Source organism: Gallionella capsiferriformans ES-2, assembly GCF_000145255.1.
Taxonomy (GTDB): domain Bacteria; phylum Pseudomonadota; class Gammaproteobacteria; order Burkholderiales; family Gallionellaceae; genus Gallionella; species Gallionella capsiferriformans.
Genome location: NC_014394.1, coordinates 2816516 through 2830493 on the forward strand (window position 1 = coordinate 2816516; position 13978 = coordinate 2830493).

Annotated in this window: 13 protein-coding genes; 2 read left to right on the top strand and 11 right to left on the bottom strand. The window is 52.5% G+C overall.

The window, feature by feature from the left end:
* Positions 1-146 precede the first annotated feature (146 nt).
* Complete coding sequence (locus GALF_RS13030) at positions 147-563, top strand: response regulator transcription factor (protein ID WP_013294533.1); 417 nt, start codon at positions 147-149, stop codon at positions 561-563.
* Between the two features lie 75 nt (positions 564-638).
* Here the strand turns inward: GALF_RS13030 and GALF_RS15150 are convergent, their stop codons facing one another.
* The 9 genes from GALF_RS15150 to GALF_RS13075 form a co-directional block, all read right to left on the bottom strand.
* The gene (locus GALF_RS15150) at positions 639-1316 is read right to left on the bottom strand and encodes an energy transducer TonB (protein ID WP_013294534.1); all 678 of its coding nucleotides are present in this window, start codon (positions 1314-1316) and stop codon (positions 639-641) included.
* Position 1317: 1 nt separating this feature from the next.
* Entirely contained in the window at positions 1318-3405 is a 2088-nt protein-coding gene (locus tag GALF_RS13040; RefSeq protein WP_013294535.1) for a TonB-dependent receptor plug domain-containing protein, read from the bottom strand.
* Positions 3406-3501: 96 nt separating this feature from the next.
* Positions 3502-4701, bottom strand: a complete 1200-nt coding sequence (locus GALF_RS13045; RefSeq protein ID WP_013294536.1) for a PepSY-associated TM helix domain-containing protein — start codon at positions 4699-4701, stop codon at positions 3502-3504.
* A gap of 76 nt (positions 4702-4777) precedes the next feature.
* On the bottom strand, positions 4778-5473 hold the full coding sequence (locus GALF_RS13050) for a sulfite exporter TauE/SafE family protein (RefSeq protein ID WP_041938093.1): 696 nt from the start codon (positions 5471-5473) through the stop codon (positions 4778-4780).
* Positions 5470-6285: an acyl-CoA dehydratase activase gene (locus GALF_RS13055; RefSeq protein ID WP_013294538.1), complete on the bottom strand. Its 816-nt coding sequence runs from the start codon at positions 6283-6285 to the stop codon at positions 5470-5472. The genes GALF_RS13050 and GALF_RS13055 overlap by 4 nt, the downstream gene beginning before the upstream one ends.
* On the bottom strand, positions 6282-7583 hold the full coding sequence (locus GALF_RS13060) for a double-cubane-cluster-containing anaerobic reductase (protein WP_013294539.1): 1302 nt from the start codon (positions 7581-7583) through the stop codon (positions 6282-6284). Before GALF_RS13060 ends, GALF_RS13055 begins: the two co-directional genes overlap by 4 nt.
* Positions 7573-8559: a 4Fe-4S binding protein gene (locus tag GALF_RS13065; protein ID WP_013294540.1), complete on the bottom strand. Its 987-nt coding sequence runs from the start codon at positions 8557-8559 to the stop codon at positions 7573-7575. Before GALF_RS13065 ends, GALF_RS13060 begins: the two co-directional genes overlap by 11 nt.
* Positions 8546-9625, bottom strand: a complete 1080-nt coding sequence (locus GALF_RS13070; RefSeq protein ID WP_013294541.1) for a nickel transport complex protein NikM — start codon at positions 9623-9625, stop codon at positions 8546-8548. Before GALF_RS13070 ends, GALF_RS13065 begins: the two co-directional genes overlap by 14 nt.
* 84 nt (positions 9626-9709) lie before the next feature.
* Positions 9710-12022 (bottom strand): TonB-dependent receptor, encoded by a 2313-nt coding sequence (locus tag GALF_RS13075; protein WP_013294542.1) that lies wholly within the window; start codon positions 12020-12022, stop codon positions 9710-9712.
* A 164-nt stretch (positions 12023-12186) separates the two neighbouring features.
* Here GALF_RS13075 and GALF_RS13080 point away from each other — a divergent pair, with 164 nt between their 5' ends.
* Positions 12187-12861, top strand: a complete 675-nt coding sequence (locus GALF_RS13080) for a cytochrome b/b6 domain-containing protein (RefSeq protein ID WP_013294543.1) — start codon at positions 12187-12189, stop codon at positions 12859-12861.
* A 51-nt stretch (positions 12862-12912) separates the two neighbouring features.
* Here GALF_RS13080 and GALF_RS13085 read toward each other — a convergent pair whose 3' ends face one another.
* Positions 12913-13377 (bottom strand): c-type cytochrome, encoded by a 465-nt coding sequence (locus GALF_RS13085; protein ID WP_013294544.1) that lies wholly within the window; start codon positions 13375-13377, stop codon positions 12913-12915.
* Positions 13378-13559: 182 nt separating this feature from the next.
* Positions 13560-13829 (bottom strand): hypothetical protein, encoded by a 270-nt coding sequence (locus GALF_RS13090; protein WP_041938094.1) that lies wholly within the window; start codon positions 13827-13829, stop codon positions 13560-13562.
* Positions 13830-13978: the final 149 nt, after the last annotated feature.

The following is a 13978-nucleotide window of genomic DNA, read 5'->3' on the forward strand; positions in this document are numbered from 1 at the left end:
GACACAAACGATCAACATCAAACGCTGACAACCTATTTCGGGATTATAATGAGAGCCGCTGCGGGATGCAGCTAACTTTTCTGTTTAACAGTCAATAAGTTAAATCAGATCCACCCGCCCCCTTCAGGAAACCAGCGAGTACAGTCATGCCAGAATCAGCAATTCGTATCCTGATCGTAGATGACGAACATCTCACACTGAATCTGCACGTCTCTATGGTGAGACGAGAAGGTTACCAGAATGTCGAAGCCGCTAAAAACGGACACGAGGCGCTCAAAAAATTCCTCGTTCTGAAACCCCACATCGTTTTTCTGGACATCGAAATGCCCGAACTCGATGGCATCGATACGCTGCGTGCGATCAAGGAGTTTGGCATCACAACCCAGGTCGTTATGATCAGCGCCTCGTTAACGTCCGAACGTGTGAGCGCTGCGCGCGAAGGCGGTGCCGCAGGCTTCATCGTTAAACCGGCTTCGCAAAAAAGACTGGCCGATGCCGTACAAGCCTGCATGAAACGGTGCAGTCAGGAAGAAGGGAACATAGAGTTATTTATCCTGTCCTGATTTGACCGCCCCTCTGCAACACAACAGACGCCGAGTAATCTACACCTCACTCCCTCTGCAACAGCGATAAAATAGTCATACTTCGCCATCCTCCAGAGAAAAATTGATCGGCACTTTGAACCATTTCGTCACCGTGTGCCCGCCATGACGTGCAGGACTAAAATGCCAGCCTTTAACAGCATGAATCGCTGCATTATCCAGTACATCACGTCCGCTGCTACTAAACACGCTGACCGCCCCGCAAGCCCCCTCAGCCAGCACTTCGACGTTAAGAATGACCTTCCCCTCCCAGCCCATTTTGCGCGCAACCATCGGATACGCCGGACGGACATTGTGAAGGTAACCGGCTTTGTAATCAGGCTCGGTATCCGCCACCGCGGGTGCGGAGACTGCGGGTGCGGGTGCCGGTGAGGCGTCGGCAATCGGCGGCGCTGTAAGCGGCATCGGTGCAACATCGGCCACTTCCCTTACCACCGGTTTGCTGAGAGGCTGCACTGAAGGTTCGATTTTAGGCTGAGGTTTGGGCGGTGGCGCTTCGGGTTGAATAGCCGGGGGCGTCGGCAAGAGCATAGACACGGTCATTTCCTTGACTGCCGGTATAGATTCCGCCGGCGACAAGATCCATACCCCACCAAAACAGGTATGCAGCAGCACCACCAATGCAACCACAAGCCATCGTTGCGGTTGATTTTCAGGATTAATCGTAAATGAACGTTGAATGATCATCGGCGTAGCAGATAGCAGTGCAGACATGTCACAAACGTCCTTCCAGCGTCAGCATCACGCCGCGATAACCGCGTTCGCTGTTGCTCAATTGATATGCATTCCCTGCCGCTGTAACGTTATTTTGACGCACCGTATCGGCAGCGAGAAGATTCTGACCTGCCATGCGCACCTTATATTGAGGTGTGATCTGATACAACCAGAATGCGTCCAGCTGGGTACGCGCACGGGTGTAACCCCACTGCTCGCCCGGTATTGCCGTTGCACTGCGCCCCGAATGCTGCAAGGTCACGCCATAGGTGGATTTGAGTTTAGGCAGGCTTTGATCCAGCCCCATCGAGAACACAAAGTTCGGCGTATCGCGGGCCATCCGCGTAACGCCCAACTGCGTGTCATTCACCTGGGCATGCGGTAATGTCAAGTGAGCTTTGACACTTGCGCCCTTCCAGCCCAGACTGTCGGTCCTAATTTTCCCATCCAATTCGACACCCCAATGCTGCGCTGAACCCGCGTTATATGGCCTGTCCACCCAACGCGTGCCTTCGAGCAACGCATGACGTTCAGTAAAATCCTGCGTGGATCGCACATATAAATTCGCACCTATCACCCCCGCATTGTCAGCCAGATAATGCTCCAGCACGGCCTCAAAATTGACGCTGCGTTCCGGGCGTAGATTAGGGTTGCCGCGTTTATCGGCTTCAACCGGCGTGTTTGCACCTATGCTGGGGACGGCGGCATTGCTGATTTCATCGAGCTTCGGCATCTTTAAACCCGCGCCCAACGACGAACGCAGCACCCATTTATCCAACGGCTCCCAACGCGCGGCAAGTGACGGCAGCCAACTCGTATGTTGCTGAGATACGCCGTTGGAATTAAGCGCGCTGTTCTCGGTACGCAAGCCGGTGGTCAAGGTAAAAGAAGCCTGCGGCGACCAATCGTTTTGCACCCACAAAATACCATCGCGTGACGAAGCTATAAAACGGGCCTCTGCACCGCTGAAATTCTGCTGATCGTCGCGTTGCAAACGCACCAGTTCGGCACCGACCGACATCATATTCACACCGAAAGGCTGATCCCAGCGCAGTGCCGAGTTCCATTCATTGTCGACACTCACCAGATTATCGCTGAACTGGGTCAACACATTGGTCGCACTGTACACATCGCGCCAGGTATCGCTGGTGCGGCGGTTATTGTTCAATGAAGTGCGCGCCGTCAGTTTGGCATCGCCCAGATGTTTTTCGCCCTCAACCCGCAGCCGCAAGGTACGGCTCAAGCCGCTTTCCCGCGTCAGTCGTTCACCGTTATAACCCTGCCCCGTACCGGCGGCCGGATTCGTAAATGCACTCAAATTGCTGGTGGTATTGCGCGTCATCGGCCCGTAAAAAAACATCGGCAACACGGTAAAACTGTCGCTGCCATTTTTCCAGCTCAGGCGCGGGCTAATCGCATGATGCCCCAGTTTGGTCAACGCGCTGCCACTTTCCTGTTGCCACAAATTACGCACCCCAGCGGCAGAATTTTGTCGATCGAGTTGCGTACTCATCGGTGAATTGTTCCAGATCAGGCCCACCGGAAAAGACCAGGCAAAGCCGCCCTCGCCACCGTTTTCGGTCCATGCCAACTGCTCATTCAGTTCATTGCCACGCATGCCGACTCCGACACGCATCTCCGTCGAACGCTTAGGGATGGCTTTCTTCATCACCAGATTGACAGTCACCGAAGATGAGCCGCCATATTCAGCCGACGATCCGCGCAGTATTTCCACGCGTTCCAGATCACCGGAAGGCAAACGTCCCATCGCGCCCAATACGGCCTGAGAAGATTGCCGTTCCCCATCGATCAGCACACTTACCGAATCCCGCGTCATGCCGCGCGCGCGCTGCGCATCGCCTTTAATTTCGACGCCGGGCAATTTACCGATTACATCAGCGACGGTCATCACGCTCATATTTTCAATCTCACGGCGATCTACCACCACCTTTTGCGTACTGGATTCGCGGCGCTCGGACACATCGTCACGCTTACCCGTTACCTTGATTTCATCAAGTGTTTGAATCTCTTCGGCACAAACCAGCGCCGCGCCTGATGACAAAATCAGCAAACTAAATAATCGTTTCATAAACCGCCTCTGGTGAACAACAAAATATATCTAAACAACGGATTGATAGCATGACGACTTGGACGTTTCATTACGCAGCGATGCACACCCGCAACATCATGGGTTAATACTTTGTGTTTGATTGAATACATCGGCGTTACGAACTGTCTCTCCCGCAATGACCTGAGCGTTTTTTGCCTTACGGGCACGCGCTTTTTTGGCGTAAATCAAAAATGCCGTTACGCAAATCAGTGTGATCACGATGCCGCTCAACAAAATGATGATCTGGCCGAACAGGCCGAATACCCGACCGTTGTGCAGCGGCAACTGCCAGGCATTGAAGGTGTCACCCGCCGTTTCAGCATGGCGATCATGTACATGCATCAACTCCCCCGTCATCGCATTGACATACACTTTGGTCATGCCAACCTCATTCGTGAGGTCTTCAGGCCCTTTCATGGAAACGATGAACTTGCGGGTATCCGGCATAAAGGTCATCGCCGCCACAGCGAGCTCAGGTTGAGTGGTTTGCGCCAATTTGATCGCGCCATCCCATGAAGCAGTATCCGCCAGCCATTTCGCATTCGGGTCGACATGACAGGCGCATTCCACCGTTGTCAGCGGCGAAAACTTGTTCACCACCCACTTAAACTGTGTATTCAGATTCAGATAAACGCTGGACAAGGCCAGCGCAATCAGCACAGGCAAAATCCACATACTGCCGGAGCGGTGCATATCGAAATTGAGTTTGTGGCCGCCCGCCGTCCAGCGAAACTGGAACGATTTTTTCCAGCTTTTCAAATTCGGGAAAGACAGATACACCGCACCAAAATGATCCAGCAACCACAGCACCGCCGCGATGCCGATCAGCCACTTACCGAAATCGCCCATGTACCAGGTGTAATGCAGTTTCACCAGCATCGGAATAAAGTGTCGTTTATCCACACCAAACGCACCGCTCTCACGCCCACCCAGAATCGCTCCCGTGTATGGATCGACAAAAACGTTATGCATCAGTCCCTTTTCTTCGCCAGCAGCCGGTTTGCTTTTCAGAAAAAAATGATAGGAGCGGGCAGGATCCGCATCCATGCGCACAAACGTCACACGGGAACCCGCGATAAAGGTTTCGGCACGCGTGACCAGTTGATCCATAGGCAGACGCACCGTTTGCGGATTAACGTAATACCAGTCATCGTTCAGCCAGCGATCCAGCTCTTTGTCGAATGACAAAACCGTACCGGTTACCGCCGCAACCCCGATAAACAACAACGCGGCCAGCCCCACCCAGCGATGCAGATAAACAACGACTTTACGCATAACTCCCCCTGAAATAGTGTGCGCTTAATTATTACAAATTATTCTTCTCAGACCCTGCGACATATCGTCGCACGCCTCACCAACGAACCAGATTGCTGATACCCGCCATGATGAGCAATGCCGCACTAATACGTTCGATAACAGGCCGCCAGCTTTGCAACTGTTCGCGCAAACGCGTCCCCAGATAGGCCATGCCGATCCCGAAAAACAGCGCGGGTATCACGATCGCGCCCAGACCGAAGCTCAAGGCCAGCGCCAAACCACCCAGCGCACTACCGCTCATCGCAGCCGAAAACAGCACCACCCCCAGCGGCGCACAAGGACTCAAGGTCATGCCGATGCCCATCAGAAACAGGCCGCCGGGCATCAGCGCCTGCGCGCCGCCCTGTTTATCGATGCGCTGCAAAACATGCGTCCCGGCACTCATCCCGGTAGCGGCTCTGGATGAGCCGCAGTGCTTATTGCGCAGTAACAACGCGACGCCTATCATCAAGACGGCAAAACCCACAATAATCCGCACCGAATCGGTGACGGCGGCATCCTTAACGTAATGACCGAAGGTGCCGACCACCGCGCCGAAGCTACTGTAGGCAAGCAAACGCCCCAGAGATAAGGGCAGGATAATCTTCCAGGACTTGCGTACGCCGCCCTCGCTGGCGAGAAAAACCGGCCCCAGAAAGGGCGCGCAACTAATCAGGCACGGCCCCATGCCATAGGCAAAACCCAGTGCGGCCGCCATCGGCGCACCCACCACCATATTGACCGGAATCAATCTTGCCCCGCGCTACGTTCTTCCAGATATTCGCTGCGCGCCAGCATCGCAGCACCAAAGGCTGTGGTAGTTTGCGGATGCTCCGGAATGACCAGTTCGCGCCCCAGCTCATCCTGTATCGCGGCCACTAAGCCTTTGTTCAATGCCGGGCCGCCGTCAAAATAGACCCTATCCTCAATGCCAACGCGCTTGGCAAGACGCACCGTGCGCTGCGCGATGGAATAATGAATTCCGGCAATAATTTCCGCCTTGCCGTGCCCTTTGGCGAGCAGGCCGATAATCTCGGATTCGGCAAACACCGTGCAGGTGCTATTAATCGTCAAGGGCGCCGTGGTGGCCTGAAAATGGCAATCGCCCAAGTCTTCCAAGTCCAGTTCCAGATTGCGTGCCGCCACATCTAAAAAGCGCCCAGTTCCCGCCGCACATTTGTCGTTCATCGCAAAATTAACAACGTTGCCGGAATTGTCAATTTGAATGGCTTTGGAATCCTGTCCGCCGATATTGATGATGGTGCGCACGCCGCCAAAGGCCTTGCCGGTCTCAAAAGCGCCGATGGCATTGGCAGTGATTTCGCTGATCGAATCATCGGCCTCCTTGAACAGTTTTCGACCATAGCCGGTGGCAATCAGATAGCGCACATCCTCGCGTTGCAAGCCTACTTTTGCCAGCAGGGTATTGAGCGCCTCCAGCGAATTCTTGTGGAACAGGCTGCCGGACGGCGTAACATGCACACCGACAAGCAGCCCCTCAGCGTCGACCACCGCGACTTTAATGGCGGTCGAGCCAACATCGATTCCTGCAAAATAATTCATGCGCGACGCTTCCTTCTGTTCTTTAACGATTCCAAAAATGCCTCAATCCGTGTCGACATCTGACCTTTATCATCCGGGCTGTAATCCGTCTCGACATACAACATCGGGATGCCCGCCTTATTGAATTCATCGGCGACGCTGCGATACTCCATCTCATAGACCTGACATCCGGCGAATGCCTGATACACCACACCATCTGCATTGAAGGTCTCGATCAAATCCAGCAAACGGCGACGGCGATCTTCATTTTTGGTAAAAATCGGGCAGGTGCACGGCTTGAGATATTTATCCGCCAGACTATCCACCATGTCGTTCACTAGCCACTCATCCACGGCCGTCATGTCGTACAACATGCGACTGGAAGAGCAGGTGTCATCCGTCACGACCACGCCGCCCGACTCTTCAATCAGCAAAGGCAGCTTGAGATTGGGAAAGATCGGCGGCGAACCGGTGAATAACACCCGCGGTGCACGGCTCTGCACCGCCTTAAATCCAGACTGATCGCGCAGTGCCAGCTCTTCATTGAGCTTTTCCACCGCATCCGTCCAGCGGCCGATGTCATCGAAAAAATAAGCATTCGTGACCAGCATGGCATCTTTGCCAAGGATCAACGAGGGCGATTTGCGACGAAAATGATGCAGTTTGCGATAAGCGGCCTGAGCACGCCCGGTCTTGCTCATCGCCTCTTTCAGATTCTTTTTCGTCAGTTTTTTGCCCGTCAACGTGCGCAATTGAGCCGAAAACTGGCGCACCGAGCGCTGCCAATAAATGCGCGAAGCTTCGCTTTCCTTGACGTTGGGGAATTCCAAGTCATACACCTTGTAGCCCATATCGCTCATCATCGAACTGGACTTTTTCTTCTGGTCGCAGGTGGTCGGATTGACAATCAGGTCCGGCTTGCCGATTTTCGGAATCACCGTCGCAGAATTAAGCATTCCCAGTGTCGCCTTGACCAGCGAACAGGACTTAGAGGGCATAAAGTCAGCCCCCTTCTGGTCGTAATGATACGAGCCGTTGCACAGTCGCATCGGGGTCGCGCCAAACGCGTAAATCAACTCTTCCGGTGCCTGGATGCAGGTTGTGCCGACCAACATCCCGTCATGCGGCACGGCCTCTCCCTTGCAATACACGCGGCGGAACAAGTCGTAGAAATACTGCATCGATCGCGGATTGTCCTGAAAATCATCCACAATATGATCTAGTACCGTCTGTGCCTCGCCTGCCTGACGTGAAAGGCTGTAAGGCACAGGCTGAATCGGAATGACTTTTTGAGTTACGTTATCAGCTTCATTTTTCATCGCGGAGTCCCTTTTGCATGCGCTTAATAAAGCCTTCCTCGGTCGCTTCAAATATCGGGATGCCCGCAAAGGTCGCTTTCAACGCCCCCGGTTCCGGACACGCCGCCACGCACTTCAGACACATGATGCAGTCGTCGGTCATGATTTCCTTACGCGTCACATCATCCGCAATGAGTTTGATTTCCTGATCACAGACGCGAAAGCAATCGCCGCAACGCGTGCATTTCGAACCGTCCTTTTTCAGCCGTAACAAGGCGGGTTTCGACAACAGATAATGAAACGCGCCCATCGGACAGTAAAAGCAGAAAAAACGCTTTTTGACAAAAGCACCAACAAAAAACAAGCCTGTCACGGTCAAGCCCAGTACTGTCATAATCATGTTGGTTTTATTCGAAAAATCGATCGTCAAAAAGGAAAAATCGCCGGTAAACATCGGAATAAGGGTGCGCCCGGGACAAATCATGCAAAACGGTGATTTCAGGTCCTTGTTGAACCAGCCTCCGCCTATGCCCAGCGGGATGATGAACATCAATGCCAGCAACACATATTTGATCTGCCCCAGCCACTGGAATTGCTCCCACGAGTAGCGTGAATATCGTATGCCCGTCATACGACGCAAGGCGGTCATCCAGTCCTGTAGCGTGCCAACCGGGCAGACGAAGCCACACCAGCCTTTGTTCAGCGCGATAAACCACAGATAAAACGTCAAAAATCCAGTCAGCACGGTAATTCCAGCGACACTAAACAACTTTTGCCACGGCCAGGCCATTTGATGCTGCAAGACCATCAAATAGCACATCCCGCCGCGGCCCTCCCTGTTGTAACCGCAAGCGAAAGTCGGCAAACTCTTGCCCAGCTCTATGCCAAGGTAACCGCCATAAACCAGCAGGACGAAAAAAAACAGTTGCAGCCAAAAACGGAAGCGATTGAACTGGACGTTATTAACCGCACGCCGGACAGACTCAAGCGTTCTCATCGACACGTACCTCCTGATAAGGTTTCAGACGACGGCGACGGTACAAATAAATCGCCAGACCACCGAACACCATCACAAACAAGGCAATCCCCAAGCCCCAGGCATAAGAGCGGTAATCGTAGGGAGAGGGCCGATATTTTCCGGGTAAAGTGGCCACATAGTGAGAGGACGAATAAGGCTCGCCGTTGAGTTCCCCTAGCTCAGCCTTATCCATCTCAGCCACGACCAAAAACGTATCGGTATGGTATTTTTTGAATTCCAGCCACTTTGAAAAATAGGCTCGGATAACGGTAAAAGTCGCATTCCCTGCCTGGTCACTCACCACTGTATTTCGCCAGCCTTCCTGTGTCATCATGGTTACCGGAATACCCGCCAGCGGCTTGCCAAAACTCAGTACCCTAAATGTCACCACGTCGCCCGACACCAGACTTGCCATACACCCCTCATCCGGCTTATGGATACGCAGTACTTCCAGCGCAGAATTGCGATTGATGATCGGTTTTGCGACCGCTTCCTCGTCAACCTCTTTGGCGACACAAGATGCCCACAACAGCTCCACCTTGGGCAACTGCACCTGCAATTTTCCATCGTGAACCGCACGCTGTTCCAGATACACATCGTAGTAACCGATAGCGGGCAGCTCAGTTTTAAGCGTCACATACCCCGCCACCGGGGTCGCGGTGAAATCGGTTTTTTTGCCATCCAGTGCAATCATCGTCAATGACTCGCTGCAGTTCTCTGTCTGAACATAGGGCGCTGTCTTGAGGTTCTCGCCTTGTCGCAACCAAACCTGCTTGCCGGGCTGATGATCCTTGCCGGGCGCTTCACCATCGAGACTGATCTGCGCATCGTGGTCATGCTTTTTTGCGCCCGTTACCACAGGCGATGAAGCAACAGCACTGGCGGCAGAGGGCATCCCGTGATGATGCGCGTGCTGCGCCTCCACCTCAGCCGCTTTCACCGCCCCTTTGGCAGGCGCCGTTTCCGACAGCCAAAGAATATCCGCGCAAGCGACTTGAAAACAGCCGCATAACGCAGCAAATAGCCACATTTTATGTTTCCGCATTAGCCTCTCCAGCCCAAGCGTTAATTTGATATCAAGCAACCGGAAAATCTTAAACACGGTTGAGTTTTCACCGGTTAAATACGCTTAGAAGTTAGCCGTCAGATCCATCGTCACACTACGACCGGGCATCGGGTAATAGGCGAAGTATTTTTTGTTGAACAGGTTGCCGACAGCGAAGCTGGCTTTGAACGTCTTGTCGATCTGATAACCAATTTTCATATCGGTCAGCCAGTATTTGCTGTAGCCCGTCCAGACATCCTTGATCACATCGGTATTCAAATTATCTGCCGACCCCCATACTTCACCGGTATAGCGGGTCATCACCATGCCAGACCAGTCGCCCCGTTTAAGATCCCAGCCGATACTCGCCATGTTTTTAGGAACATTGGATAAGCGTTTACCGATCATGCCGGAATTCGTACCGCCGTCACTGGTGACAATGGCACCGGTGTAGGTATAGCTGGCATTAAGACTCAACCAACTGGTAATCGGTGTCTCGCCGCTCAGTTCGATACCACTAATATCGGCACCCGCCACATTGGATTGTTGCCCCCAGAAATTAATCTGACTGGTCGTGCCCGGCAAAATATATTGGGGTACTGCGGTGACCTTTTGGTAAATCATGTCCTTCATCTTGGTTTGGTAGTAAGCCACTCTGAAATTTCCACCGCGCTCAAAATCCATATCCGCTGAAATATCCCAGGACTGCGCCGTTTCAGGTTTTAGATTCGGATTCGCCAGAATCAGTTTTCCGTTAGGTGCTGCCGCACCGGAAAAAGTCGGATTGGCGTACATCTCATAATTATTCGGCGCTCTAAAACCCGTACCCAGCGAACCTTTCAGGGTCAGTCGTTCATTCAGCTTATAAACCGCCGCCAATTTTGGATTGAATGAAGTTGCCGTTCTTTCAGGGCTGATTATCGTATTCGCGGGCGTCACATAATCCCGCGCTGTACCGTGTGAACGCCATGCGTCATAACGACCTCCGGCATACACCGTCCACGCATCCCCTAGCGAAATTTGATCCTGCAAGAACAACGAGGTCGTCGCGCTCACGCCATCGGAGCTGGTATTCACCCGGGTTTTAGAATTGAGATCAGTCCAGTTAGCCAACGCATATTTTTTTTGCATCAGCGTGCCGCTCTCATAGGCCAACCCGGTCACGATGAATTGCTTCTCGCCTAAGCCAAAACTTAACTCAGCCGATGCATCGGTTTTACTGTTAGGCGAATCCGTTAATGTGCCGGTGCCAGTCGTCATCGTATTGAGCGTTGTACTGGCTGCGCCCACAGACCAGCCATTTTGATCGACTTTCCCCACCTTAAGTTTCAGCTTGTAGTCACCGAAAATCTCGGTATCTACGCCTGCAAAATAACGCATCGAGGTACGTCCGCCAGGATTCGTGCCGAAAAATGCCGATTCTTTGAGCGACGATTTCAGCCCGTTGATGCTGAGATTGGTCGCCAAAGCATTCGATGCTGGCAAGGCCAGCGGCTGCCCCGTTGCCACATCGGTCAGATAAACGTGATAAGGCGTCATTAAATTCTTGTCGTCGGTATAAGCCACCCCTGCATGCAATTTGGTAGTGCTGCTTACATCGAAATACAATTTGGCATTGGCATTGATGGCCCTTGAGGCATTAAATCCTTTGTCGCCAATGATATTGGTTGCCGCCCCCGTGGTGGTCGTGGTCGGTTGGATGCCGGTCACCACTTTTGCGCCTGCCAACGGTGCCCCTGCCGGATTAGCCAGCGTCACCAAATCGGCGGCATAGCCATCACGATCATCTTGCGCGAAGTTGAACACCACGCCCAAACCATTTTCATATTTGTCGCGATAGCCCGCTTCTACTTTCTGGCGACTGCCATCCGAAAATCCTTTGGTCAACTTGACGGTCATTTCACGCTTAGTCGGTGCTTTGGTAATCACGCTAATCACGCCGCCCAGCGCCGCGCTGCCATACAAAGCCGAACCCACACCAGGAATCACTTCGATACGTTCTACATCGTTCATTGAGATGGCGGACCAGTTCATTTGCCCTGCAAAGGCATCCGTCTGAGACTGACCATCGACCAGCAACAGGTTGCGGTTGATACCCTGACCTCGAAAACTGAGCTGCATCGTCGTTCCGGCACGACCGCCATCTATCGCGCCACCGCGCAGATACAAACTTGGCACCTTCGCGGTCAGCGCATCGCCGATAACAAAATTGTTACCCGCTTCCAGTTTCTTTGTATTAACCACCGACACATTAGCGGGCGCCTCCTTGATGGATTGGCGAATCTTCGATGCGCTGACGACTACATCATCCAGCATCTCCGTATCGTGCACCGCATAGACTGTTTGACTAACGGCCAGCGCAAGTACGCTGAGCGTAAATAATTGCTTGTTTTTCATCTTCAATATCCCCGGTATGTCTCGTTCTGATTTTTATCCGAGCGGATTGTAGATAGGATTAACCTTGCTGAGAATGCGGCATTTTGTCGCGCGACAAAATGTCACACCCCGCGTACAAATGCTTTTGATACCATGCGCCACCAATTAAAAATGGATTAACAGTGATGCCTAACCCTACAACGCAAGCTGTAAAAATTTGGGATTTACCGACACGTTTATTTCACTGGTCATTGCTGATATTGATTGCCGTCGGCTGGTGGTCATCGACCGAAAATGGCGATATGGAATTACATTTTCGCTGCGGCTATGCAGTGCTCGCGCTCTTGTTGTTTCGCCTGAGCTGGGGGGTGATGGGTAGCAGCAGTGCGCGCTTTGCCGGTTTTATCGCGTCACCTCGCGCGCTACTGGGCTATCTGGCACGCGTCAAAAACAAGGACGTCATACATCACATCGGCCACAACCCGGCCGGGGGCTGGATGGTGCTGGCGCTAATCGGCACAGTATTTTTCATAGTCTTAGCTGGCTTGTTCGCCAACGATGACATGATGCTAGAAGGGCCCTTCGCCAACGATGTCGGCAAATCTATCAGCGATCTGGCGACATCCTGGCACGAACAAAGTTTTTATGGCCTGCTGGGATTGCTAGCACTGCATATCGCCGCGATGCTGGTTTACCTGTTTTTTAAGCAAGAAAATCTGCTGCTTCCCATGTTGACCGGCATCAAACACCTGCCACAAGAGGTGAGTGTCCCGACCATTCACCTGCGCAGCAGTTGGCTGGCTTTGCTGCTATTTTGCATCGCTTCCGTTGCGGTCTGGCTGCTGGTGAAAATGGCATAAGCGCTTGTCTTTGTGAAAAGAGATTCGGCGACACGCACCGCACTTCAAACGTCAATCAGCCTTATTTTTAAAATCATCGTGGCAAGCTTTGCAGCTTTTCTGTACCTTGCCAAACTGTACCTTGATGGCATCTAAATCGCCCGTTTTCGCCAGCTCGGCTAGTCTGGCTGACTCATTTTCCAGACGGTCGTTGGCCTCTTTAAATTTATCGCTTTTCGACCAAATTTCAGGCTTAGCCTTGGTCTCTCCCGCCCCAGATCCCGGTATAAAACCATCTTTAGGCAACTTGCTCAACACGGCCAGATAATCTGCATTGCGCAAGAATAGCGCCTTGTCGTAGGGCATCTCACCCTTCGCCATCCGATACAACGGGCCGTAATACCACCCCAGCACCGTGTATCCCCCGCGCCTAAACTTGATCGCGTAGTCTTCGCGACTCATTTCGGCCTGAGCAACACTGGCGTACCCGACCATCAAGGCCGTGGACAATACGATTTTTGATATATTTTTTAACATGCGGACACCTGAAAATTGACTGGAATCGCCTGATTTTACGAGGGTATTGCCAGCCTAGGAATGCGGCAAATTGTCGCGCGACAAATTGCCGCACCCCGGCAACGCAAATTTCGGCACGATTAAACGCAAAAAAGCTCCCGGGGTTTTCCCCGGGAGCTTTTTAGTCCAGCCGATGCAAAAGCTTAGTGAGCCGTTGCCTGTTCAGAGTTGATGCCGGTGTTCTGGCGAACGTACAACTCATCCCACATGTCTTCGGCACGTTTGTCGCGTGTGAAGATTGAACCCAAGATCACCATCAGGAAACCCAAAGGAATCGACAACAGACCCGGGTTTTTCAACAGGAAGAAAGGTTTTTCCAGGCCCATGATGCTGGTGGTCTGACCGTCAAATTTCTTCAGATCATCTTCGGCCTTAGCTTTGGCTTTTTCGGTCGCGGCGATATCTTTCTTCACCTTAGCCCACTACTGTCCGGTAGATTTTAAGTTCATTTCGCTGTAGCCCTTTATTGACGTGGCTTTCAGCACGTTTTTGCATTCCGACGATTTCAAATACTATCTGGAATCGCCTTTGGTTAAAAAACCGTATCGTTTGCCCTTTAATC